20 protein-coding genes and 2 pseudogenes are annotated in these 22,951 nt (G+C 64.7%); 8 read left to right on the top strand and 14 right to left on the bottom strand.

Features of this window, described 5'->3' with window-relative positions; translation table 11 throughout:
• Positions 1 to 16: 16 nt before the first annotated feature.
• The 3 genes from ACIBJI_RS14485 to ACIBJI_RS14475 all read right to left on the bottom strand — a co-directional run bounded on the left by ACIBJI_RS14485 (position 17) and on the right by ACIBJI_RS14475 (position 3,573).
• A complete protein-coding gene (locus ACIBJI_RS14485) occupies positions 17 to 571 on the bottom strand; it encodes a hypothetical protein (RefSeq protein WP_364349992.1) in 555 nt (184 codons plus the stop codon).
• A gap of 135 nt (positions 572 to 706) precedes the next feature.
• A complete protein-coding gene (locus ACIBJI_RS14480) occupies positions 707 to 1,558 on the bottom strand; it encodes an alpha/beta hydrolase (protein WP_364349989.1) in 852 nt (283 codons plus the stop codon).
• A 287-nt stretch (positions 1,559 to 1,845) separates the two neighbouring features.
• Positions 1,846 to 3,573 carry a DUF3556 domain-containing protein gene (locus ACIBJI_RS14475; protein WP_397084461.1) on the bottom strand — a complete coding sequence of 576 codons (1,728 nt, stop codon included), beginning with the start codon at positions 3,571 to 3,573 and terminating at the stop codon, positions 1,846 to 1,848.
• 233 nt (positions 3,574 to 3,806) lie between these two features.
• Here ACIBJI_RS14475 and ACIBJI_RS14470 point away from each other — a divergent pair.
• Positions 3,807 to 4,109, top strand: a pseudogene (locus ACIBJI_RS14470) (ISL3 family transposase); the annotation flags it as partial.
• Here ACIBJI_RS14470 and ACIBJI_RS14465 read toward each other — a convergent pair.
• Positions 4,070 to 4,207, bottom strand: a complete 138-nt coding sequence (locus ACIBJI_RS14465) for a hypothetical protein (RefSeq protein WP_364350156.1) — start codon at positions 4,205 to 4,207, stop codon at positions 4,070 to 4,072. The pseudogene ACIBJI_RS14470 and the gene ACIBJI_RS14465 sit on opposite strands and share 40 nt — an antisense overlap.
• Positions 4,208 to 4,256: 49 nt before the next feature.
• Positions 4,257 to 4,844: a TetR/AcrR family transcriptional regulator gene (locus ACIBJI_RS14460; RefSeq protein WP_364349984.1), complete on the bottom strand. Its 588-nt coding sequence runs from the start codon at positions 4,842 to 4,844 to the stop codon at positions 4,257 to 4,259.
• Positions 4,845 to 5,004: 160 nt separating this feature from the next.
• On the opposite strand from ACIBJI_RS14460, the gene ACIBJI_RS14455 reads away from it, so the two are divergent.
• On the top strand, positions 5,005 to 5,259 hold the full coding sequence (locus tag ACIBJI_RS14455; RefSeq protein ID WP_364349981.1) for a hypothetical protein: 255 nt from the start codon (positions 5,005 to 5,007) through the stop codon (positions 5,257 to 5,259).
• Positions 5,256 to 6,848, top strand: a complete 1,593-nt coding sequence (locus tag ACIBJI_RS14450; protein ID WP_397084458.1) for a carboxylesterase/lipase family protein — start codon at positions 5,256 to 5,258, stop codon at positions 6,846 to 6,848. The genes ACIBJI_RS14455 and ACIBJI_RS14450 overlap by 4 nt, the downstream gene beginning before the upstream one ends.
• Before the next feature lie 64 nt (positions 6,849 to 6,912).
• Here the strand turns inward: ACIBJI_RS14450 and ACIBJI_RS14445 are convergent.
• Both ACIBJI_RS14445 and ACIBJI_RS14440 read right to left on the bottom strand, forming a co-directional pair.
• A pseudogene (locus ACIBJI_RS14445) lies at positions 6,913 to 7,692 on the bottom strand (IS256 family transposase); the annotation flags it as partial.
• A gap of 228 nt (positions 7,693 to 7,920) precedes the next feature.
• Positions 7,921 to 8,712 (bottom strand): transporter substrate-binding domain-containing protein, encoded by a 792-nt coding sequence (locus tag ACIBJI_RS14440; RefSeq protein ID WP_364349975.1) that lies wholly within the window; start codon positions 8,710 to 8,712, stop codon positions 7,921 to 7,923.
• A gap of 111 nt (positions 8,713 to 8,823) precedes the next feature.
• On the opposite strand from ACIBJI_RS14440, the gene ACIBJI_RS14435 reads away from it, so the two are divergent.
• Positions 8,824 to 9,105 carry a YggT family protein gene (locus ACIBJI_RS14435; protein WP_364349972.1) on the top strand — a complete coding sequence of 94 codons (282 nt, stop codon included), beginning with the start codon at positions 8,824 to 8,826 and terminating at the stop codon, positions 9,103 to 9,105.
• A gap of 114 nt (positions 9,106 to 9,219) precedes the next feature.
• Here ACIBJI_RS14435 and ACIBJI_RS14430 read toward each other — a convergent pair whose 3' ends face one another.
• On the bottom strand, positions 9,220 to 12,690 hold the full coding sequence (locus tag ACIBJI_RS14430; protein ID WP_364349969.1) for a protein kinase: 3,471 nt from the start codon (positions 12,688 to 12,690) through the stop codon (positions 9,220 to 9,222).
• A gap of 182 nt (positions 12,691 to 12,872) precedes the next feature.
• On the opposite strand from ACIBJI_RS14430, the gene ACIBJI_RS14425 reads away from it, so the two are divergent.
• Positions 12,873 to 13,016, top strand: a complete 144-nt coding sequence (locus ACIBJI_RS14425) for a hypothetical protein (RefSeq protein WP_364349966.1) — start codon at positions 12,873 to 12,875, stop codon at positions 13,014 to 13,016.
• Between the two features lie 2 nt (positions 13,017 to 13,018).
• On the opposite strand, the gene ACIBJI_RS14420 is transcribed toward ACIBJI_RS14425, so the two are convergent.
• The 4 genes from ACIBJI_RS14420 to ACIBJI_RS14405 form a co-directional block, all read right to left on the bottom strand.
• Positions 13,019 to 13,516 (bottom strand): maleylpyruvate isomerase family mycothiol-dependent enzyme, encoded by a 498-nt coding sequence (locus tag ACIBJI_RS14420; protein WP_364349963.1) that lies wholly within the window; start codon positions 13,514 to 13,516, stop codon positions 13,019 to 13,021.
• Positions 13,517 to 13,519: 3 nt separating this feature from the next.
• A complete protein-coding gene (locus tag ACIBJI_RS14415; protein ID WP_396954957.1) occupies positions 13,520 to 13,975 on the bottom strand; it encodes an SRPBCC family protein in 456 nt (151 codons plus the stop codon).
• A 107-nt stretch (positions 13,976 to 14,082) separates the two neighbouring features.
• On the bottom strand, positions 14,083 to 15,504 hold the full coding sequence (locus tag ACIBJI_RS14410; protein ID WP_397084454.1) for an amidase: 1,422 nt from the start codon (positions 15,502 to 15,504) through the stop codon (positions 14,083 to 14,085).
• A gap of 385 nt (positions 15,505 to 15,889) precedes the next feature.
• Positions 15,890 to 17,149, bottom strand: a complete 1,260-nt coding sequence (locus ACIBJI_RS14405; RefSeq protein ID WP_396954955.1) for a cytochrome P450 — start codon at positions 17,147 to 17,149, stop codon at positions 15,890 to 15,892.
• Between the two features lie 189 nt (positions 17,150 to 17,338).
• Between ACIBJI_RS14405 and ACIBJI_RS14400 the strand changes: the two genes are divergently transcribed.
• From ACIBJI_RS14400 to ACIBJI_RS14390, 3 genes are all read left to right on the top strand, one after another.
• Complete coding sequence (locus ACIBJI_RS14400; RefSeq protein ID WP_364349951.1) at positions 17,339 to 18,628, top strand: transcriptional regulator; 1,290 nt, start codon at positions 17,339 to 17,341, stop codon at positions 18,626 to 18,628.
• Between the two features lie 91 nt (positions 18,629 to 18,719).
• Positions 18,720 to 20,243, top strand: coding sequence for an aldehyde dehydrogenase (adh, locus tag ACIBJI_RS14395; RefSeq protein ID WP_364349948.1), 1,524 nt, complete (start codon positions 18,720 to 18,722; stop codon positions 20,241 to 20,243).
• Positions 20,243 to 20,791 carry a DUF779 domain-containing protein gene (locus tag ACIBJI_RS14390; RefSeq protein ID WP_364349945.1) on the top strand — a complete coding sequence of 183 codons (549 nt, stop codon included), beginning with the start codon at positions 20,243 to 20,245 and terminating at the stop codon, positions 20,789 to 20,791. The genes adh and ACIBJI_RS14390 overlap by 1 nt, the downstream gene beginning before the upstream one ends.
• A 28-nt stretch (positions 20,792 to 20,819) precedes the next feature.
• Here ACIBJI_RS14390 and ACIBJI_RS14385 read toward each other — a convergent pair whose 3' ends face one another.
• Positions 20,820 to 21,023, bottom strand: a complete 204-nt coding sequence (locus tag ACIBJI_RS14385) for a hypothetical protein (RefSeq protein ID WP_364349942.1) — start codon at positions 21,021 to 21,023, stop codon at positions 20,820 to 20,822.
• Between the two features lie 93 nt (positions 21,024 to 21,116).
• Positions 21,117 to 22,829: a putative PEP-binding protein gene (locus ACIBJI_RS14380; RefSeq protein WP_364349939.1), complete on the bottom strand. Its 1,713-nt coding sequence runs from the start codon at positions 22,827 to 22,829 to the stop codon at positions 21,117 to 21,119.
• Between the last annotated feature and the right edge of the window lie 122 nt (positions 22,830 to 22,951).

The following is a 22,951-nucleotide window of genomic DNA, read 5'->3' as shown; positions in this document are numbered from 1 at the left end:
CCGGTGGGAACGACTATTAACTCCCGGTGCGGGATTCGAGCTCATTGCGCAAGTCCGCGACCTCGGCGGCCAGCTCATCACGCAACTGTTCGCGTTCCCGGAGGCTGGCGCGCAGGTTGTCCACCGTGTCGTTCATTGCCGCCAACTTCCGGTCGGCACCGGCCAGCCGCCACTCGACGATCGCACGACGGTCGACCTCCGCACTGGCGTACATCACCCAGCCCACAACGTAATCCAGCCAGTCCGGCTGTTTGGGCATGCGCTGATCCGTATCCCACCCGCGCCGCATCGACGGCTTCGACGACAGCACCCGATCGGCGCTCGGTCCCGTCAGCTGCACGAGATCGAACTTTCCGGCACTCGTCACGACCGCGGTCAGGCGGAAACGCCCGGCGAGGTGCATTCGCAACTCGGCCGCCCCCCGACTGTCGGTATCCATCGCACCGAGCCACGAACCTTCCGCCGCCGCGATGATCGACCCGAGCACCCCGAGTTGCCCGGCACTTCGACGCCCCCGCATCACCCGCTCGCGGAGGTCATCGGGCGTTGCGGACATCTGATCCCAGTGCATGTCGCCTCCCTGTCTCACGTTTGTGACTACCGACAGTTTCACCGCTCGGTCTCAGGTGTGCGGGCGCGGCGCGCCAGGGTCAGCCATCGGAGTTGCCCGGCCGCGGATACGGCGTCGTCAACTGACCGGCGTCCGCTACAGCTTCGGATGAGGAACGGGACCAGGTGCGCGCTCCGGCCCCCTCACCTCCGGTGGCGAATCATCCGGAGACGGAGCCTCGCTGGTGCAGGTCAGGATGGTGCGCAGGACCAACGCCGGGTCATCGATCATGGGGACGTGCCCGACACCGGGCAGAACCTCGAACGTGACACCTGGTAGGCGCTGCTGGGCGATCGCGCCATTGACCGCTACCGGAAAGATACGGTCGGCCTGCGACCAGGCCACGGTGATCGGGCAAGGTAGCCGCTCGAACTCCGCGATCGCATCTTTGGTATTGAGCAGATCATCGGTGACCGTGCAGCCGAGAAGATCCGCGACGATGCCCTCGGCGGCCGATGATTCGAGGCGATCGCCGTGTTCGGCGATGACCCGCAAGGCCAACCGCCGCACCAGCGATGACCGTAGCGTCAGCGGTGCGAGCGGCCGGGTCAGGCGCGCGAAGGTGACGTTGCGCGCGATGGTGGCGGAAGAATCGGCATGCCCGGTTCCGCCCGCATCCCAGAATCCGGCGGGTGAGAGCGCGCAGACAGTACGTGCACGACCCCGCCGCGCCAACTCGATGGCGGTCCACCCGCCGAGCGAATTGCCGACCAGATGTGCTGTCGCCCAACCATTTTCGTCGAGCAGACGTTCGACCTCGTCGACAAAGTCGGTGATCCGCGCCGGCCGCCGCGACACCACCGCCCCACCCCGATGCCCCAGCGCGGTCGGTGCGAGCACCTGGTATCGGGCGGACAACTGCGAAATCAACGGATCCCATACACGCGCCGACATCGCTACACCGTGCAACAGCACCAACGGCTCACCGCGTCCCGCACTGACATTCATGGCCTTATCTCCTGGTCGATGTCGCTTCGGTACAGGTCTACTCGACTTCCTCCCTGCGCCTGAAGCCGGGGGATTCAGACCGGACATACCGCGCTCACGTGCCGTTCCGGCGCGATTATGCCGTCCTCGACGAGGAACGATACGTACCAGTGGCGGCCGTCGCAGGACAGTGCCGCTGAGCGGATCGCGCCGCCGAGAGCGCGGGACCAACGGAACTGGACCCACGGGTAGCGGGCGTGCGCCCGTTCAACGGGCTCGAGTGACGATCCGCAGGCGCGACCATCCGATCAGTCGCGGTCGGTGTGTATGACGTGGACGGGGACGTCGTCGGCCCAGGGTTGGCGGGTCACCATGTCGGCGACTTTTACTGTGCCGCGTTCGAATTCGCCGGTGGCGGCGTCGACCAGGCGATATGACTGGGTTTGTTTGTGGATGGGTTGGGCATCCAGGAGGACTACGCGGACTTCGCCGGGTTCGAAGTGGCAGCGCTCTTGCATGGCGGTGATGAGTTGTTCGTTGTGCATGTGGCCGTCGCCGAAATTCCAGCCGAGGGCGGTGCTGCAGATGCGTTCGCCGTCGGTGAGGGTGTATTCGTCCTCGCGGCCGGGTGGCATGGCTCGGTGCACGAGGGTGAACAGGGCGCGGCCGTGGGTGTTCATGGCGCGGAAGGCATATCCCATGAACATCGGGATCTGGGCGCGGTCCTTGCCGTAGAACCGTTCCAGTTGGGCCTGCGGCATGCTGGCGATCGCGACGATGTCGCGCCCGATCTTTCCGGCGGTGGAGGGTTTGATGCACCACATCGTGGTGTCCCAGTTACCGGCGTAGTAACGCATGCCCGGTAGGAACGAAATCTTGTGCGGGAAAAGGTTCCCAGCGATCACGATGCCCGCGATGACCAGGAACAGCAGCACCACCGGAGCCGGGTGGTGCAGATCACCGAGGCCGAGATCAGCGTGCGCGAGGAACAATACGAGCACACCGAAGATCATGAAGACGTTCCATTCCAGCGGAACACCCATCGGAATGGCGGTCAGGATCGCCAGATGGAAACACACCATCACGAATGCGGCGACCGCTGTCAGCCAGCCACCGTGGGAGAAGAACAGCACCAGCGGAATGCACATCTCGACGGTCGTACCGCCGTGGGCGAAAACGCGGGACAGACGACCCGGCCGCAGGTCGTCGGGAAAGTTCTCGAAGAACTTCCGCTTGAGCGACTTTCGCCGGAACACCGGACTATTGGACATCATCGTGGACACCACGAACGGAAAGTGCTTGTTCAGCTTCGATGTCGCCGCGCCCATCCAGATCACCAGAAAGACCAGCTTCGAGGCGACGACCATATCGGCGGCGAAAAGGAAGGTAACCGCGAGCGTGGCATAGACCTCCCCGCGCGCCGCCAGGAATACCACCTTGTCGCGCAACCCGGTCAGCGCCAGCAGGCCGAGGATCACCGCGATCTGCCACACCGGCAGCAGCCCGACCGTCGTATCCAACTCGGGCACCGCTCCGGTTCCGTCGGATAGCAAGGCGACCACGGTCATCACCAATAGCGCTGCGTACAGCCCGATATCCACCAGCGAACGGCTGTTCCCCTTGGTCAGCGGTACTACGCTCGGCCATGGCGGCAGCCGAATGGTCTTGGGCCGCAACCAATACAGAATCGAACCCATCGGCGGAAAGAACCTGTTGTTCAACGGACCGAACCCGCACCCGAGACCGACCACCTCGAACAGCAGCGTATACAGCACAACCTTTTCGAAGACGATCGGCTCCGACCACCACGCATCGACATCCGCGAATCCATCGATCCCCTTGGTGGCCAACGCGATCAGCCAGCCACCGAGAATATAGAGACAGACCTTGCCGACATAGAACAAATGCAGCGCGACCGGCGTCCCGAATCCCACCTCTGCCCAGTGCCGCGCCATCGGCCGGATCCGCTCACTGCGAGTGCCCTTGCTCCACTCCGCCATATCGACCACAGGCAGGTCGGGTTCGAGAAACCCCATCAAGCACTCTCCGATTCGCCGGCACCGGAGCACCGAGCCGATCACGTACCCCGATGTGCTCCGATACGTTGACAGCTCGACCATTTGCTGTCAATAACGGGTCTCGACGAACGAAGATGATGGCGTGGACGGTTGGCGGGAGCTGCTTTGACGGCCCGGGGCTATCGGCGTTAGTTTTGTGCGGCCCTCCGGCCAGATCGAACTGCCCGGCGGGATCGTCGACAGCATCCAAGTTGATCGACTCCGGTGTCGGGTTGCTGGACTGTTCCCGCCGGCTGGGGCTGGCGTTGAACACGGTGAAGCGGTATTCCCGTGCGCCAGAGCCGGATTCGCTGCGTCGTCCGCCTCGATACGGACCTGGGCTGGTCGATCCTTATCGTGACCACCTGCGGGCCCGGCGGGTCGCCGAGCCTGGCGTGCCGGTCAGACAGCTGTTTCGGGAGATCAAGGCACTCGGCTACACCCGTGGGCTGAACCTCCTCGCGTTCGGACTCGCTCAACCGCTCGCCGGCGGCACCGTCTCGAGTCTGACACCGAACTCGGGGGCAACCTGCGCCACCGGACGCCCGGTCTCCCGTACGATCCGCACCGCACCCTCATAGAACTCTCGATCGAACTTGCTCTTCTCCGCCATCTGGCCTTTCCTCTATGGTCAGGCCTCCACGATATGAGGGGAATCGCACTCAAGGGCACAGCGGCCGGACAGCATGTTCGATGAGCTCGCGGATACCCACGGCATGACCGAGTGCGGCGTGCTGTGTGAAGCCATCGATGAGCGCGTGCAGGCCGCGCGCTGTAGGTTCGGGATCTACGTCGTCGCGGAATTCGCCGATGCCGCGACCGTATTCGATCAACCAGATGATCAGCTCCAGTGTCTCACGGTGAGCGGTTCGAATGGCCTCCGCGTACTCCGCATGTGTCGTTGCGTGAGCCAGAAAGGCCAGCCACACCCGCGCCGCGGCGCACTGCTCGGGATCGGCGATGGCGAGCTCCTGTAGTGTCACCGTCAACAACACGCGGGCCGACCCGGGCGCACCGGATGCTTCGATACGTTCGGTGGCGCGCTGTTTGATCTGCGTGGATATGTGGTCGAGCGTGAACCGCAACATGCCATCCTTCGAGAAGGCGCGCTGCACTGCTCCCATGGAAACCCCAGCACGGGCCGCGGTTTCGCGAAGAGTCGCCGCTTCGATCCCCCGCTCGGCGATCAACTCGCACACCGCCCGCGCTATCTCGGTGCGCCGGGCGTCGTGATCGACATATCGTGGCATCTACTGTCCTCACCCTCGCCGCTGTGACAACCCGTGACTCGCGTCGACCCTCATCCTCACGGTTATGGAAGCTCATCCTTGGTACTGATGCAATTGCATCGAAAAGTGTTTTAGGATCGCGTTCCGATGCAGTTGCATCATAATGACTAGGAGGACAGAGATGAGCTCGGAGAAGGACCGGACACGGCGGAACTGGTTGTGGCTGCTGGCGGCAATCCTAGTTGTGCAGGGATTCGGGTCGGGGATCACCGAGGCCCTGTGGGGTTCGTCGTTCGGGGTGTCGGGCATTCTCATCGGCGGACTGGGTGCTCCGGCGTGGGTCTCATGGCCGATCGGGGTCGCGGGACTCATCATGGCCGGGTGGGCTGCGTTTGGCTCGTCCGGCAGCCGGAACGAAGACCGTCGTCGCATATGAACACCCGTGTTCATACGACTGCGGTACTGAGCTTCGCGATGACGGCAATTCTTGCTGCCAGCGCGTGTACCGCCGGGGACACCGAACTCGGGTCGGACGACGGCGTGGTCGTCAGTACAACCGCAGGCATGATCCGCGGCACCGTCGACGGGTCGGGCCACCGACTGTTCACCTCGGTGCCGTATGCACAGCCTCCCCTCAACGAACTGCGCTGGCAGCCACCCCGACCGATGGCTCTGTGGGATGGTGTGCGGGACGCCGCTGCCCCCACGCCCGGATGCGTACAGGACCCAGGCCAAACTTCAGCGCAGGTACTGCAAGAAGACTGCCTCTACCTCAACATCAGCACGCCCGCACGGCTCGATCCGGCCCGTCCGGCACCCGTCATGGTGTGGATTCACGGCGGCGGCGGATTCGCCGGAGCCGGAGCCGACTATCGACCCACCGGGTTCGTCTCTCGGGGAGTAGTCGTGGTCACGATCAACTACCGCCTCAGCGTCTTCGGATTGTTCAACCATCCGGCCTTTGCCTCCAGCGGAGGCAATCTCGCCCTGCAGGACCAGCAGCTGGCGCTGCGGTGGGTTCGTGACAATATCGCGGCGTTCGGCGGCAACGCTCGCAACGTGACCGTCGCAGGCGAATCCTATGGCGGCATGAGTATTTGCGCACAGCTGGCCATGCCCTCGTCGGCCGGACTGTTTGACAGGGCCATCGTCCAGAGCGGGTCCTGCGCCATCGAATGGCCTTCCGGCGCACTGTACTCGGGTTCTCCACCGTTCGCGCCGTACCGGTCACGCACCGACAACGCAGCCACCGCCGTACAAGCAGCGACCGAGTTCGGTTGCAGCGACCCCGCGGAAGTCGAGCGATGCCTGCGCGCGCTGCCGACCGCAACTCTGCAAACCAGAACACCTAGCTTCACCACGATTACGTACGACACGCCGACATTGCCGCGTAACCCCTTCGATGCTCTACGGGTGGGCAAGTTCTCCCGCGTTCCCGTGCTGATCGGAGAAGTGACCAACGGTCATTCGCTATGGGTGGCAGCGATCGTGGCGACCCAGCAAGCTCCTATCACCTCCGACTCGTATCGCAGCATCCTGTCCACGGCTTTCGGCACCGTCGCGGCGGCCGTGGAAGCCGACTATCCGGTCAGCGCCTACCCAACACCCGCAGCCGCGCTCACCGCGGTCCTGTCTGATCACAGCTGGGCCTGCCCCATGCTCGACACCGCCCGGGCGTTGGCGGCGAGAGTGCCCGTGTACACCTACGAATTCGCCGACATGACCACCCCCGCCCCGTCGCCGTACCCGCCCAGCCTGCCGACCGGAGCCGCCCACGGTGCCGAACTGACCTACCTTTTCGACCTGACCCCCTCACCGGGACCCGTAGTCGCCTCGTCCCAACCACTGGCCACAGCGATGCTCGACTACTGGGCCCACTTCATCGGCACTGGCAACCCCAACCAACCTGGGCTACCGCACTGGTCACGCTCCACCATCAGCGGTGACGCGGTTCTCCGACTGACACCGGGATCTCACGGCATCACCACCGAGTTAGCCGACAACCACCACTGCAATCTATGGTGATACCTACGTCCCGAAACCTGGCGCGTTGTGAACATCCTTGTGCGGCAACGACACTGCCCGGGATCTGTTCGGTCGGGAAGTGCCCTCGGGCGCGGATCGCGCGCCGGTAGCGGGCGTTCAATGATTCAATTGCGTTGGTGGAGCAGGTGATTCGCCGTATCTCGACGTCGTAGTCGAGGAACGGCACGAACTCGGTCCATGCGTTGTCCCACAACCGCACGATCGCTGGGTACTGCTCGCCTCATCTGGCGGCGAACTCACCGAAACGTTCCTTGGCGGCCGCTTCGGTCGGGGCGGTGTAGACCGGTTTGAGATCGCGACTCATCTCGGCCCAATACGTGCGGGATGCGTAGCGGAATGTAGTGCGCAGCAAGTGAATAACGCATGTCTGTACGACAGTTCGTTCCCACACGGTATTGATCGCCTCCGGCAACCCCTTCAGCCCGTCGCAGACCGCGATGCACACATCGGCGGTGCCGCGGTTCTTGATCTCGGTCAACACCTGCAGCCAGAACTTGACGCCCTCACCGCCGTCACCGGCCCAGAGTCCGAGGATGTCGCGTTCCCCGGCACATGTCACGCCGATAACGACGTATACGGGCCTGTTGGTGACCTGACCATCCCTGACCTTCACATGGATGGCATCGATGAACAGCACCGGATACACCCGCTCGAGTGGCCGGTTGCACCACTCGGCCATCTCCGCGATCACCTTGTCGGTGATGCGTGAGACGGTGTCGCGCGAGACCGACGCGCCATAGATCTCGTCGAAATGGGCCGAGATCTCATCGGTGGTCAACCCTTTCGCGGTCAACGACAACACGATCTCATCGATACCGGTCAGACCACCGAAAGTGCGACAGAGCCGAAAGTGCGACAGAGCCGTTTACTGGACAGACCCCTCTACGGCGGCGACTTCGTCCCATGGGCAGGCGGTGTTCTGATCACCGACGGCGAGTTGATACTCGGCGCCGCAGGCGCATCCGGAGCCCACGCTCTCGAGACGAAGCGGCCGTACAAACAGCGGTGCGGCGGTGGCAGGATAACCGCTCGGCTCGATAGCCGGAAGGTGTCAGCCGATCCAGTCGGTCAACAGCTGATTGCTTCTGCCGGTGCGGATTTCGGATTCGAGCCAGGTGTTGACGACGGTGTTGAAGAGGGTGTCGCCCTTGGGCAGGAGGTAGGCCTTCGGAGCGGAGTCGAAGGGGGTGTCGGGGTGTAGGACCTGGAGGGTCGGGTGGGTGCGTTGACGGTAGCGGCCCTCGACCGAGTCGGTGACGAAGACGTCGGCATTGTGTTGTTCGAGCTGGTCGTAGATGGTGAGGTTATCAGGCCAGATGGTGAGTTGGGCTTCGGGGAAGTTGGCGCGGGCGAAGGCTTCGTTGGTGCCGCCGCGGTTGACGATTACCCGGACCTCGGGCCGGTTGATCTGGTCGACAGTGGCGTAGTCGTCGGCGTCGGCGCGACGGACGACGGGGGTCTTGCCGTCGATGGAGGTGGGGATGGAGAAATCGGCGACGACACGGCGGGCGGGGGTGTCGGAGATGCCGCCGACGGCGATATCGCAGCGTGCGAGGAAGTCGTCGGTCAAGGTGGACCAGGTTGTCGGAATCCATTGCGGAACAACATGCAAAGTGGCGGCGAGGTCGGTGGCGAGAGTGATGTCGACGCCGCGGTGGGTGCTGTCGTCTTCGCGCAGGGTGTAGGGCGGATAGTCGCCGGTTGTGCAGACGCGCAGCACTCCCGACTGCTGCACAGTGATCAGATGCGACGCCTCCTGTGCGGTCGCGACCGGCCCGGTGGCGAGCAGCCAGGTCAGGGTCGACAGGACGGCCAGCGGCAGATATCGGAGCGGTCGGTGCATCGGGACAGGCTAACCGACCTGATAGTCGACTGAGAACCCGACGAATACGGCACTTCCCAGCCGGTGCCGACCGTTGATACTCGTAGTTGGCCACCCACGAAGGAGTTCGACATGAGCCTTATCGGCACCTTGCTCGGGTTAGCCCTGACGGTATTCATCCTGCTGCTGCTCGCCCGGCTGGTACTCGATTGGGTAGGGGTGCTCGCTGAGGGCAGGCACCCGGGGTGGGTGAACCGCGCCCGCGACCTGAGCCACGCCGCGACCGAACCGGTGATCGCCCCGGTGCGCCGGTACCTGCAGCCGGTCCGGCTGGGCGGACTATCCATCGATCTGGCGTTCACCGTGGTGTTCATCGTCGCCCTGGTCCTGCGTCAGATCTTCTTCAGCCTGTAAGCGATGGAACCCATCGCCCGCGGCCCACACCGCGACCAGGTGGCCGACCTGTATCTGCCCGCACAGCTCGTGGTGGTGCTGCACGGGCGGATTCTGGCGCGCGTTTGAACGAACTCAGATTCGTTGCGCCGCATCTGCATTGACCAATGCCAGCAGGAATTCCGTTGGGACGTCCGGCCATTCGGGACACCAACGCCCAGCGAGCTGGTCTGCGTACACGGCCGCGAGTGTGGCGATCACGTGTGGCCCCCCGTCCAGCAGATAGCGGACCGATCCGAGTTCGGCGCACTGGGCGGTTACCGTTGCCAGCAAGGTCTTGGCCTCGTCGATGCGGCCCGCGGCGGCGAGGCAGGCGATCAACATTCGGCGTGCCTTCAGCAATTCCCTGGGTCGCTCGACTGTTTCGAGCAGATCCACCCATTGCTGGGCCCATGTGCAGGCGAGTTCGGTCTTTTCCGGCGTTTCCGCGGCGAGCAGCAGCCGGATAGCGGTGAATTCCTCATACAGTACGGTGAATTCGTCGATCGGGTCGACCGGCTCGCGGCGACTTCCGTATTCGACAACGGGTAGTGGACCGAATTCCGGATGCGGCGGCAATCCGAGTCGCAGCCGCTCGTTCTCCACCTCGGCGCCCAGTCGCGGCAATGACATCGAACGCGCCACGCGCGCACCTTCGTTCAATCTGCGAATCGCGGCCGCCCGATCGCCGCGCAACGCCTTGATGCGGGCCCCAACGACATAGCGCGCCAATTTGAAATCGACGACACCCGCCTCGGGCCCCAACTTGTAGCCCTCATCGAGCAGCCGCTCCGCCTCCGCGACTTCCCCACGCTCATACAGCAATTCGCCCAGCAGGGATCCGGCCAACCGCGCGCCGTAGGAATGACTGCCGCCGGATTGCTTGGCCACCTTCATCGCCTTGCGGAAGTACTGTTCGGCACTGGCGATATCGAGTCGCAGGCTCGCGGCCAGCCCGAGAAAGCACAGTCCGTGAATGTTGTTGTAGAAGCCCTTGTTCTGGCGCATATACGGTGCCGACCACTCCTGGATGCGCAGGGCCTCGTCGAAGTCGCAGCGATACCCCGCGGCGAAGGTCGCGACATTCGCGCCGATCGCCACCACATACGGTGACAGTTCCTCGGCCCGGAGAAAGCAGGGTGCCAACAGGTCGTCGACGCCGGCCAGCGCATCCGCGCGCACCGCGACCACCGCATGCACCACACCGGCCTCGGCCCGCAGTCGCGCGGTGTCGGCTTCGTCGAGTTCACCGAGGTCCAGCGTCGATTCCGCAAGGCGCAGTGCACGTTCGGCCGGTGCGGCCCGGTGCAGCAGGATATTCGCCCAGGCCAGATCCAGTTGCAGCCGTGGATGCGTTTCGATGATGTTGGCGGGCAGCTTGTTGACCAGACCGATGAGACTGGCGAACTGCCCATATTCGAGCAGCGACATCCCGTCCCGCTCGACTATCTCGATGGCCCGCTGCTTGTCCCCGGCCAGCAGGGCGTGATCGACCGCCTCGCTGACATGTCGATGCTCGGCCAGCCACCGCGAAGCCTCCCGATGCAGTTCGGTTATCCGTTCGGGCCGATCGCGTTCCAGCCGCTGCTGCAGGAAATCCTGGAACAGGTGGTGGTAGCGGAACCAATTGCCGTCATCGAGCTTGCGCAGGAACAGATCCTGGAGTTCGATCTGCTCCAGCATCGCCTGCCCGTCTGGTACACCGGTCAGCGCCGAGGCGAGTTCACCGCAGATCCGCGGCGTGATGGAGGTCGCCACCATGAAGTCGAGGATTCCAGGCTCGAGGGTGTCCAGGACGTTCTGCACCAGGAACTCGCTGATGGCGTGGTGACGGCCGGTCAGATGGCTGATCAACTCGCCGGGATCGTCACTGCCGCGCAATGACAGTGCCGCCAGTTGCAGCGCCGCGACCCAGCCTTCGGTGGATTCGGTGAGATCCTCGACATCGGCACGATCCAGGTCGAGTCCGCCCAGCTCGACCAGAAAGGTATATGCCTCCGCGACATCGAAACGCAATGCGCTGGGGGCAATTTCGACCAGTTCGTCGCGGGCCCGCATCGAACTCATCGGCAGGCCAGCCTGATTGCGGCTGGTGATCACCAGATGCAATGTGGGACTGCAGCCTTCGAGCAGAAAGCGCAGTGCGCGCGTGGTGGCGGAATCGGTGGCGCAATGCCAATCGTCGATGACGACGACCAGTTCCTCACCGCGGCGGTCGATATCGTTGATCAGCGAGGTCAGTACGTAGCGTTCGGATTCGTCGCCGTGCTCCTCGAGCAACTCGCCGAGTTCGCGTGCGAGCGAGGGTCGCGCGGCGCGTATGGCTTCGATCAGATGCGAGAGGAACCAGACGACATTGTTGTCGTCGTGATCAACGGTCAGCCAGGCCACCGCAATGCCCTCGGCGGTCAGCGCCGCACACCATTGGGCGGCGAGGGTGGTTTTGCCGAATCCGGTGGGGCCGTGGATGACCGCGAGCCTACGGTTGCGACCGTTGTGCAGCAGCGCGAGCAGGCGCTGGCGATCGACCAGTGGGCGATTGGCCACCGGCGGCCGCAAGCGGGTGGCGGGCACGGGTGGGGTGACGGTCGATGACGTCGCCGAGGTGCGGCGGCGACCGGAGGTGGGCGTCGGCGATGGCCGATGCCCGACGGGTTCGGCGGTGGGTAGCGGGACCGGCATATCGTCGGGCGGCAGGCCGTGCCGCTCCTGGATCTGGCGCAGTTGCTCACCGAATTCGGCTGCGCTGGAGGGCCGTTGCGTGCGTTCACGCGACATCGCGGCTTCGATCGCGGCGGTCAGGTCCGGGGGCAGGCCCGCCTCCCCCAGATCCGGTATCGGCTGTTTGGTGATGCGCAGGAACTGGGCGACCAACTGCTCGCCGTTGCGTCGCTCGAAGACCGCGTGACCAGTGCTGGCGCAGAACAGAGTCGAGGCCAGGCTGTAGATATCGGAGGTCACGTCCGGGACATGACCCTGCAGCACCTCGGGCGCGGTGAAAGCGGGCGAACCGGTGATCGTGCCCGCCGTCGTCTCGAAGCCGCCGACCAACCGGGCGATACCGAAATCGGCCAGCTGCGGTTCACCGTATTCGGTGAGCAGGATATTGCCGGGTTTCACATCGCGGTGCAGCAGGCCGCGCCGGTGCGCGGTCTCCAGTGCGCCCGCGATTTTCACGCCGATATGCAGCGCGTCCTGCCAGCCGATCGGACCGTGCTCCTGGACGCGGGTATCCAGTGAGCCGTGCGGGTGGTATGGCATCACGATGTAGGGCCGTCCGGTCGTGGTGGAGCCCACCTCGAAGACGCTGACGATATTGGGATGACCCGACAGCTTGCCCATGGCGAGTTGTTCGCGCACGAAGCGTTCGAGATTCTCCGATTCCAGATCGGCGGTGAGCACCTTGATCGCCACCATGCGCTCGAGCGCGGGCTGGGCACACCGATAGACAACACCGAATCCGCCACGTCCGATCTCGGCGGCATCGGTGAATCCGGCAGCGGCCAGCTCTGCCGCGAACCCTGAGGTGAGGTCGCGTTGCGTGGAAAGCGGATCGATATGCGACACGACGACCCCGATTACAACTACCAGCCAGCTACTTCGAGCATATTCCCGTCGCGACGATTCCGCGCGTGCTCGCCTAAGATGCCGCCGCATTGCCTGCGGTGCAGGCGATTCTGGTCACTGAATGCCCGGACCGCCGAAACTATTCGCGCCGCGCACGCCCGGGGGCTACTGGTTGGCGAACTATGTCACGATCCGTCCACGGTGAGCCAGAATCCGGTTCGCTCGCGCCACAGGTCGAGCAGGGCACTGTCGCCGCTGATTTCGAGCCTGCCCGGGGCTGGGCGCTGGTAGACGAACCGAAGGAGATCGGCGGCACTACCACGTAGCATCACCGATGCCGGTTCGTCGGCGCGGCGGCGACCTCCAGCCACTCTTCGAAGCCATCTGCCACGACATCTTCCGGCACGTCGAGTTCGGCCTTTGCGGCCGCCGCGGCATCCCAGCCGTGCACCACCGCCTCGTGCAGTGCGCGCCGCGCCCAGAAGACCGTCGTACCACCGGGTCCCGGTGTCCAGACCTTCGTCTCGGGCCCGGACGTCGACAGGGTTTCGGCCAGCCGGGTGGCGCCTTCGGTGAGCCACGGCACGACGGCGCTCGGATAGTCGGACAGATCGTTGAACTGTGCATCCGAGACCGGTCCCGCGGCGCGGGTGCGCACGATCGTCTCCATCCAGCGGTGGTAGCCGCCGATATGCCGCAGCAGCTGTCCGAGATTCCATCCCGGGCAGTCCGGCACCGGAAGCGCTGGATCGGCGTTCTCGACAAGCGATGCGAGCGCGCCGGTCTGCCTTGGGATTTCGGCACAGAGTCGGGCAAAGTGCAGCAATGCCTACCCTTCGGCGATGGCGGCGAGTCGGTCGATGGATGCCTGCAGCTTGGCGGGCGTGGTGGCGCGGGCGCGTGGGAGTCGGTTCTCGTCGGTCAATCGCGACCAGTCGTAGGTATGCGTGACCCGAGTGCGTGCCGCGTCCACCGGCTCGAGCTCCCAGCGCCACAGATGACCCGGCGGTTCGCTCGCCGGTTCCGCGGGCAGCCAGGCGATTCGGCGGCCCTCTTCGAATTCCACGATGTGGTTCTCGCGGATGTGGCCCTTGGTGGTGGTCATGGCGAAGACCTCGCCGACCTTCCGGACGCGTTGACCCGCCGGGGCTTCGGCCAGATTATCGTTGCCATCCCATCGCGGCTGTTGCGCGGGATCGGCGATCAGCTCGAAGATTTCATCCGCCGCGGCCGCGATCTCTCGGCTGGCGGAAACAATGCGTGGCACCTCGCTGTCGTCGGTCATGCCATGATCGAAGCATCCGAACGCGACTCCCGCCAGGGTTGTGTGGCGATTCCAACCGGGGCAATCAATTCGGGCTTTCCGAGGGCTATTCCGGCGAGGTGCCGGGATCAGGCCTGCGGCGTCGTGGGCTCCACATCGATCCGTGGGAACGGATTCTCCGCTTCCAGCAGGTACCCGATCTCCAGCAAGGTGCGCTCGTCACCGTAGGCCGCACTGCACATGACGCCGATCGGGACACCGCTGGAGCCGATGCGCATCGGCATCGCTAGGGCGGGCGAGCCGGTCACATTGTTCATCGGGGTGTAGCCCACATACGTCCGCAGCCGCTCGATCAGCTCTTCGGACGGCACTTTTGGATCGAGATAACCCAGCGGCGGGACCACATGGGTGACCACCGGCGAAAGGACGACCTCATACCGCGTGAATACCTCCGCATAGATCCGGTACGCCCGGCGCAGCCGGTGAAGCGCGGCCGGTGTGCGCAGGATGCGCTTGCGGTGATAGCGGCCGAGACCGCGCGTGAGATCGTCGAGCGCATGGCGATCGAATGACCTGCCGTGCAGGATCTTGCCGCCGATGGCCGACATATCGGCAAGGAACGCCCAGTACAACAGGAAGTCGTCGGCCATGTGCGGCGGGAAGGGGACGGCCATCGGCTCGATGTGATGTCCGGAGCGTTCGAGCAGCTTTGCCGCGAACTCGACCGCGCCGCGGGTTTCGGCATCGGGTTCGGCACCGGTTCCCGCGGTGGTCAGCAGTCCGATGCGCAGGCGGCGGTCGGCCGGGCCATGCACTTCGCCGATCGGCACGAGATCCGGATTCCGCCAATACCGTTCGGCGGCGGCGGTATACGCGGCGGTATCGCGCACCGTCCTGGTCAACACGCCCTCGGAGATGAGCCTTATCGGCAGATGCTTGTCGAGGACGTTGTCCAGGTGTCGATATCGACTCGGTTTCAGTGCGACCAGTCCGGCGCATGCGGCCGGGATCCGCAACGATCCCCCGCCGTCATTGCCATGGGCGACCGGCACCACACCGGCCGCGACCATGGCGGCCGAACCGCCGGAGGATCCCCCGACCGAATACTCCGGATTCCACGGATTCCTGGTCGGCTCGGCGGCTTGGAATTCTGTCGTCGGGTTCAGGCCGAACTCCGGCATCCGTGATTTGCCGAGTACCGTCACCCCGGTGCTGAGGAACTGCGCGGTGTAGGCGTCGTCGCGAGCGGCCGGACGGGCCACAAATGCGGCGCTGCCCTGGTTGGTCGGCATGCCGGCGACATCGGCATTGTCCTTGACGAACGTCGGAACGCCATACCAGGCACCGGTGCGCTCCGACGCGTATCGCGGCCGCTCGACACTCGAGTACGCGATGGCATTGAGCTGCGGCTCCACCAGCGCCGCCCGGTCGATCGCCGCGCGGGCCAGTTCCTTAGAACTCACTGCTCCCGACCGCACCATGGCCGCCAAGGCGACGGCATCGTGGTCGGCCAAAACATCATCGGAGAATGCGTGTACTCGATCGGCCATAACACTGCCCGCAGCTGCGAATCACGGGTTCGGGCGCGTCGAACCCTGTCTAGTGGACGTTCGTCCAGATAGGGGAAATGATACGCGCCCAGCCTCCGAATCAGAAGTATCGACGTCGCCTCAGGCCTGCACGGGCGTTTACTCTCTCCGGACGTCCTGCGGCGAGAATATTGTTGGCGGCGTTGCGGTCCCGGTCATGGACGCAAAATACCGTTCCGCCGCCTCCTTCATCACCGTGAGCAACACGAGGCCGATGGCAATTCCGATTGGGACCTGTCGTTGAACACCACCCTGGCACACCTGAATGCCCCTGCTGGACAGACGATCTGGCCTCAGCAGCACAGCCCGACGCGCCGATGCGATCGCCATTGCACCCGAGTGCGCATCAGAAGACTTGCAGCGGAGGGGATTTGGGGAAGGTGATGGGAAGGGCTACCAGGGCACGGTGGAACGGTCCCGGTCGCCATTCCAGTTCTTCGACAGGGACGGCCAGCCGCATTTCGGGTAGGGCATCCAGCAGTTGATCGATCGCGTCCTGTGCGATCAGGCTCGCGATCGAGCGGGCGGGGCAGGCGTGCGGGCCGACGCTCCACGCCAGGTGGGAGCTGTTGTCGGTGTACTCGCCGGTGGTGATCGCGGGATCGTTGTTGCAGCCGGTCATGCTGACGACGACCGGCTGGTGCGCGGGCAACCACGAGCCCTCGATCAAGATCGGCTGCCTCGGGAAGGTGATGCAGTAGTTCGATAGTGGCGGGTCGGTGAACAGCACCTCGTCCAATGCGTCGCGCGTGGACATGGTGCCGCCGAGTATCCCGCCGCCGAACCGGGTGTCGGTCAACATCAGCCGCAGTGTATTGACGATCAGATTCTGGGTCGGTTCCATACCCGCGCCGTACAGGCTCAGCACCTGGTGGATCATCTCCGGGTCGTCGAGCTTCGCCGGATGGGCGAGCAATCCGGAGACGATATCGTCGCCCGGCTGGTCGCGCTTGAGCTGGATCAGCTCGAACATCGAGTCCATGACCATTTTGTTGCCCTCGACGGCGGCATCCGCGCCTTCCATCAATGCGGCCATACCGGCCGCGGCACGCTGGCTGATCTCCTGCGGACAGCCGAGTATTGCGTTGATCACCGCGAAGGCCAGCGGCAATGCGTACTGCCCGACCAGATCCGCCGTGCCTTCCTGACAGAAGGTGTTGATCAGCGGTATGGCGATCTGCTCCACGGTGGTGTGTAAAGCGAACATGTCGACGACACCGAGGCCGGCAACGGTCGCCTCCCGGTAGCGGCTGTGCTCGAGGCCGCTGGAGCGAATCGCCGCCGGACGCCATTCCAGCATCGGCCGCACCGGGCAGTCCTCGGGAACGCCTTGCTGCCAGCTTCGCGAATCGTGCGGAAAATGGTCGGGATCATTGAGGATCTGCAATGCGGTGTAGTAACCGATCACCAGGGTCGCCGGTACACCGGGAGCCAACTCCACCGGCACCAGCGAACCGTATCTCTTCCGCATCTCGCGGTAAGCCTCGTGCGGGTTCGCGGCGAATTCCGCTGAGTAGAGCGAGATTCGGGGTCCGTTGGTATCAATCGGCGAGCCGTGCGGGACAGGGTGGGAGCGAGTGGTGGTTGCCGACTCTGGCGTGGTCAAGAGACGTGACTCCAGTCGTTGTGCAGAAGCGATGAGCATGGTGCGCGACCGCAGACGCATCCGTGCGCCTGCGCAGAGCAGAGCCAGCCTACGTGGGCTGTCCGGTCCGCGCGTACCGAGCGCCCCACCCTTGGCCATACGACATGTGACCGGCATTACAGTAGATAGGGGCGACACGAAGGACACCGATTGAGCACAGCAGCGCACAGCAACCCCTGGGTGGCCGTTCGACCAGAGGACGACCTCGCGCAATTGGCGCGACAGGTGTCCTGTGCGCATCGCTGCTTCATCGAAAGCGACGAGCAGCTGCCGATCGATCCGGTGCGCCCGGTGGTGCTGGATTCCTGGCGGCGCAGCCGCAGCAACGGCGTCGATCCGGATCGCTTCGGCGCCGGTGTCGACCTCGATGGCCTTGAACTGCAACGGTATCGGGCCACGCATCCGACCGCGCTGATTCGACCGGTGGTGCGCAAACTGCTGGTCGAAGATGCCGCTGATGCCGGACTGCTCGTCGCGATCAGTGATGCCGAAGGCCGTTTGCTGTGGGTGGAGGGCGATTCGAAGGTCAAGGACCGGGCGCTGGCCATGAATTTCATCGAGGGTGCGGACTGGAGCGAGGACCGGGTCGGCACCAATGCGCCCGGCACCGCGCTCGCCCTCGATCACCACGTGCAGATCTTCGGGGCCGAACACTTCAGTCGCGTGGTGCACGAATGGAGTTGTTCCGCTGCGCCCGTACATGATCCGCGCAGTGGCCGGATCATCGGCGCCATCGATATCACCGGCGGACCGCGTGTCGCGGCGCCGGAAGTGTTGTCACTGATTCGCGCGACGGTGTCGGCCGCGGAATCCGAACTGCGACTGCTCATGCTCGACATGCCGAAACCACTCGCGTCGACGGCACGCCTCGAGGCACTGGGCCCGGCCCGGCCGACCCTGATCCGCGATGGTGAGCGCATCCGTCTATCGCAGCGGCATGCCGAAATCCTTTTGCTGCTGGCCAATTTCCCGGAGGGACTGAGCGCCGACCATCTCGCCATGCTGCTCGACGAATCCGAACTGGATCCGGTGACGGTGCGCGCGGAGATGTCGCGGGTGCGAAAGATGTTGGGCGCCAATGGTCTCGGTTCGCGTCCGTATCGGCTGCTGATGGATCTCGATACCGATGTCGACGAGGTTCGGCGCGCTCTCGCCCGCGGCGATACGTCGGCGGCGTTGCGCGCCTATCCCGGCCCGATCCTGCCGCGATCGCTCGCACCGGGCATCGATGACCTGCGCGTCGAGTTGCGCGGACGCCTGCGTGCGGCCCTGCTGACAGCCGGTGACCGCCGCCTACTCGCCCGCTGGACCGGTTCGGTCGATGGCCGCGAGGACGTTGCCGCATGGACCGCCTACCTCTCCTCCCTGGACCGGCAGTCCTCGCTGTATGCCCAGGTAAAGACACAATTGCGGCTGCTCGATCGCAAATTGGGCATCTGACCAGTTTTTTGCAACTGTCGTGCAACATGGACGCTTCTAGTGTTCCGGATCACATCTGACGTAGAAAAGTCAGCAGATCGAGGAGCATTCGATGACCGTCTTCGCCCGTCCAGGCACACCCGGCGCCGCCATGTCGTTCCAGACCCGATACGACAACTGGATCGGCGGCGAATGGGTCGCGCCGGTCAAGGGGCAGTACTTCGAAAACCCAACGCCCGTAACCGGTCAGCCATTCTGTGAGGTCGCGCGCGGCACCGCGGAGGATATCGAACTCGCCCTCGATGCCGCGCACGCCGCCGCGCCCGCCTGGGGCAAGACCTCGGTCGCCGAGCGCGCCATCATCCTCAACAAGATCGCCGACCGCATCGAGGAGAACCTGGACGCGATCGCCCTCGCGGAGGCCTGGGACAACGGCAAGCCGATCCGGGAAACCCTGGCCGCCGACATCCCGCTGGCCATCGATCACTTCCGCTACTTCGCCGGCGCCATTCGGGCACAAGAGGGTTCGCTGTCGCAGATCGACGCCGACACCGTCGCCTACCACTTCCACGAGCCGCTCGGTGTGGTCGGCCAGATCATTCCGTGGAACTTCCCGATTCTGATGGCCACCTGGAAGCTCGCGCCCGCACTCGCCGCCGGTAATGCGGTCGTGCTCAAGCCCGCCGAGCAGACCCCCGCCTCGATCATGTTCCTGATCGGCCTGATCGGTGATCTGCTGCCACCCGGTGTGGTCAATATCGTCAATGGTTTCGGTGTCGAGGCGGGTAAGCCGCTGGCTTCCAGCCCCCGGATCAAGAAGATCGCCTTCACGGGTGAGACCACCACCGGGCGCCTGATCATGCAGTACGCCTCGCAGAACCTGATACCGGTCACGCTGGAACTCGGCGGTAAGAGCCCGAATATCTTCTTCAGCGATGTCCTCGCCGCCAATGACGACTTCCAGGACAAGGCACTCGAGGGCTTCACCATGTTCGCGCTGAACCAGGGTGAGGTCTGCACCTGCCCGTCGCGCGCGCTCATCCAGGCCGATATCTACGACGAATTCCTCGCCGCGGCCGTGGTGCGCACCAAGGCTGTGCGCCAGGGGGATCCGCTCGATACCGAAACCATGATCGGCGCACAGGCCAGCAATGATCAGCTCGAAAAGATCCTGTCCTACCTCGAAATCGGCAAGGGTGAGGGCGCGACATTGCTGACCGGAGGCGAGCGCGCCGATCTCGGCGGCGACCTGTCCGGCGGATACTACGTGCAGCCAACGGTTTTCGCGGGCAGCAACTCGATGCGGATATTCCAGGAGGAGATCTTCGGACCCGTTGTCTCGGTGACCTCCTTCGCGGATTACGACGAAGCCATCAAGATCGCCAACGACACCCTCTACGGACTCGGCGCGGGCGTATGGTCGCGCGACGGTTCGGTGGCCTACCGGGCCGGACGCGATATCCAGGCCGGACGCGTGTGGACCAACACCTACCACCAGTACCCGGCGCATGCGGCATTCGGCGGCTACAAGCAGTCCGGTATCGGCCGCGAGAATCACCGCATGATGCTCGACCACTATCAGCAGACGAAGAACCTGCTGGTCGGCTACGCGTCGAAGGCGCAAGGCTTCTTCTGATGGCCGCAGTTCCCCGGCGCGTGCGCGCCACCGCGGCGGCGATGGATCTACTCCGTCGCCTCCGCGGACTGCATGGTCCGTTGATGCTGCACCAGTCCGGTGGCTGCTGTGACGGATCGGCCCCGATGTGTTATCCCGCAGGCGAATTCATCATCGGCGATCACGATGTGCTACTCGGATTGCTCGATCTGCGGTTGCATGTCGATGAGTTACCAGCCACCGCGCCGGAGCCGGCGGATATTGCGCCGGTGTGGATCTCGGGACCTCAGTTCGCTGCCTGGCAGCACACCCAACTCGTCCTCGATGTCGTGCCGGGTCGCGGTTCCGGCTTCAGTCTGGAATCGCCGGAAGGGTTTCGATTCCTCAGTCGTGGAAGGGTTTTCGATGACGACGAGCTAGTTGCGCTCGCCGCGGCCGAGCCGGTGACGGGCGCGGGCTGGGAGCGCGGGGAACGTCCGGCGGTGTCGAGCGAACCACAGGTAGTCGCCGAGGCAGCCGATGCCTGCCCGGTCCCCGGTAGCCGAACGCGGCCGTCGCTCGACAGCTAACTTTTACTGCGAGCCTGCCGTTTCCGGCTCAGACTCCAGTTCGCGGCTCGATCGCCACCAGGTCGAGTACCAAATCCTGGAGCACCCGGCGCGTGGTGTGAGCCTGTGCGATCAACGGTTCGGACGATTCCGTCTCGGCTAGCTCTACCAGCTTGTTGACTACGTGGCAGACCGCGACAAGTCGTCGGATCGCTTGACGTCGCTCGGCGAGATTCATGGTGTCGGTGGCCATATTCACCAGATCGCCGCAACACTCCCGAACCGTTTCGCTCAGGTTTGCTGGATCACCAAGTGGCACATTCAGCAATCGCGATGCAACCGTCGCTCATTCACCGGACTGAAGGGCCACTCGGGCGGCGGCGCGGGCGCTGTCCGGGTCGGAGGTCGACAGGACAGCGGCTGCGGCACGGCGACAGTCTTCCAGGCTGACCGTGGATAGGGCGGCACCCACGGCGGCCACCGCGGCACCGGCAGCGGAGAGCGAGCCGATGCCGAATCCGGTTAAGACACAGGCCAATAGCGGATCAGCGGCGGCTTCGCCGCAGACACCAACGGGCTTGTGCGCAGTCACGCCCGCGGCCGCGGTGCGGGCGACGAGCGCTAGCACCGCGGGTTGCCAGGGGTCGGTGAGTGCGGCGAGGTCGGCGGACATACGATCGGCGGCCATCGTGTATTGGGCGAGGTCGTTGGTGCCGATCGAGAGGAAGTCGACGTGTTCCAGAATGGCCTCGGCCAGTAGGGCGGCGGCGGGGACCTCGATCATGACGCCCGGGACCAGCCCGCGCGCTCGCACCTCGGCGGCGAACGACTTCGCCTCGGCCGCAGTGGAAATCATCGGGGCCATGACCCACGGCGTCGGCGTGCGGTCGGTGGCGGCCTGGGCGATCGCATCGAGTTGGCGGTCCAGGATTCCGGTGTGGTGGGCCGCGATGCGGATGCCGCGCACGCCGAGTGCCGGGTTCGCCTCGTTGGCATGGTCGGCGAAACGCAGAGGTTTATCTGAACCGGCGTCGAGGGTGCGGATCACCACCTTCGACCCGGCGTAGGCATCGAAGACCTCGCGATAGATCCCGGCCTGTTCGGTAACGCTAGGCTCGGATTCGCGGTCCAGGAAACATAATTCGGTGCGGAACAGGCCGATGCCCTCGGCCGGTTGTGAGCGCGTCGCGCGGGCTCCGGCCCCATCCTGAACGTTGGCGAGAATCTCGACCCGATGCCCGTCGGCGGTCGCGCCCGGACCGGTCCAGGCCGCAGTACGCGATTCCTGCTTGCGGTACTCGGCCACTGCGCGGGCGGCGGTTTCCGGGTCCGGGCCGATGGCGACCTGTCCGGCCGCCCCATCGATCAGCACGTCGACGCCAGCGGGCACATCGTCGAGCCCAGCGATCGCGACCACGCACGGGATGCCGAGTTGCCGGGCGATGATCGCCGTGTGGCTGGTCGGTCCGCCGCGCGAAGTAGCGAGGCCGACAATGAGATTCGGATCCAGACCGGCGGTATCGGCCGGGGCGAGGTCCTCGGCCAGCAGGATCGATGGCCGTGTGGGCGTAGGAATGCCCGGTTCGGGCGCTCCGGCCAATTCGGCGATCACCCTGTCGCATACATCGCGCAGGTCGGTGACGCGTTCGGCCATCAGCCCGCCCAGCTTGGTGAAAACCTCGGCGAATTGATCGGTTGCCGCGGTCGCCGCGACGGCGGCGGGACTGCCCGCGGCGATCAATTTTTCGGCGGCGGCGAGCCAGCCGCGATCGGCAGCCATGGCGGCATTCGCGGCGAGCACCTCCGCGGCCGCGCCGCTCGCACGGGTGGCACGCTCGCGCAAGCGCCGTGCAACCACCGATGTCGCGGCAAGGAAGGCTTCGTATTGGGATGCCCGATCGGACTCGGCGACCGGTTCGGAACGAAGGTCCACGCGGATCCGTGGCGCCGGACGCACGGTGGGCGCGGCGGCGATTCCGGGCACCGCCGGGGTGCCGCGCAATGTCATGGCACTGCGCGCTACCCGCGCGGAACCCGTGGCCTGCGGTGATCCGGACATTCGATTCCTCCTCCACGCCGATGTCGAGTGAGTGCAACCGATACTCAGCTCGGCTCGATGTGATCCAGACTACTCAAATCTCTTGACAAAGCAACACAGACGGGCATAAAACAACATAAACA

This window comes from Nocardia sp. NPDC050408, assembly GCF_044458905.1.
Lineage (GTDB): Bacteria > Actinomycetota > Actinomycetes > Mycobacteriales > Mycobacteriaceae > Nocardia.
The sequence above is the reverse complement of the archived record's forward strand: the minus strand, read 5'-3'. Positions and strand labels throughout refer to the sequence as shown.

Bases quoted from the DNA above. Each gene is read 5' to 3' on its own strand.
- ACIBJI_RS14485 (WP_364349992.1), bottom strand. From the start codon at position 571: ATGCACTGGGATCAGATGTCCGCAACGCCCGATGACCTCCGCGAGCGG.
- ACIBJI_RS14480 (WP_364349989.1), bottom strand. From the start codon at position 1,558: ATGAATGTCAGTGCGGGACGCGGTGAGCCGTTGGTGCTGTTGCACGGT.
- ACIBJI_RS14475 (WP_397084461.1), bottom strand. From the start codon at position 3,573: ATGGGGTTTCTCGAACCCGACCTGCCTGTGGTCGATATGGCGGAGTGG.
- ACIBJI_RS14465 (WP_364350156.1), bottom strand. From the start codon at position 4,207: ATGGCGGAGAAGAGCAAGTTCGATCGAGAGTTCTATGAGGGTGCGGTG.
- ACIBJI_RS14460 (WP_364349984.1), bottom strand. From the start codon at position 4,844: ATGCCACGATATGTCGATCACGACGCCCGGCGCACCGAGATAGCGCGG.
- ACIBJI_RS14455 (WP_364349981.1), top strand. From the start codon at position 5,005: ATGAGCTCGGAGAAGGACCGGACACGGCGGAACTGGTTGTGGCTGCTG.
- ACIBJI_RS14450 (WP_397084458.1), top strand. From the start codon at position 5,256: ATGAACACCCGTGTTCATACGACTGCGGTACTGAGCTTCGCGATGACG.
- ACIBJI_RS14440 (WP_364349975.1), bottom strand. From the start codon at position 8,712: ATGCACCGACCGCTCCGATATCTGCCGCTGGCCGTCCTGTCGACCCTG.
- ACIBJI_RS14435 (WP_364349972.1), top strand. From the start codon at position 8,824: ATGAGCCTTATCGGCACCTTGCTCGGGTTAGCCCTGACGGTATTCATC.
- ACIBJI_RS14425 (WP_364349966.1), top strand. From the start codon at position 12,873: ATGTCACGATCCGTCCACGGTGAGCCAGAATCCGGTTCGCTCGCGCCA.
- ACIBJI_RS14415 (WP_396954957.1), bottom strand. From the start codon at position 13,975: ATGACCGACGACAGCGAGGTGCCACGCATTGTTTCCGCCAGCCGAGAG.
- ACIBJI_RS14410 (WP_397084454.1), bottom strand. From the start codon at position 15,504: ATGGCCGATCGAGTACACGCATTCTCCGATGATGTTTTGGCCGACCAC.
- adh (WP_364349948.1), top strand. From the start codon at position 18,720: ATGACCGTCTTCGCCCGTCCAGGCACACCCGGCGCCGCCATGTCGTTC.
- ACIBJI_RS14390 (WP_364349945.1), top strand. From the start codon at position 20,243: ATGGCCGCAGTTCCCCGGCGCGTGCGCGCCACCGCGGCGGCGATGGAT.
- ACIBJI_RS14385 (WP_364349942.1), bottom strand. From the start codon at position 21,023: ATGGCCACCGACACCATGAATCTCGCCGAGCGACGTCAAGCGATCCGA.
- ACIBJI_RS14380 (WP_364349939.1), bottom strand. From the start codon at position 22,829: ATGTCCGGATCACCGCAGGCCACGGGTTCCGCGCGGGTAGCGCGCAGT.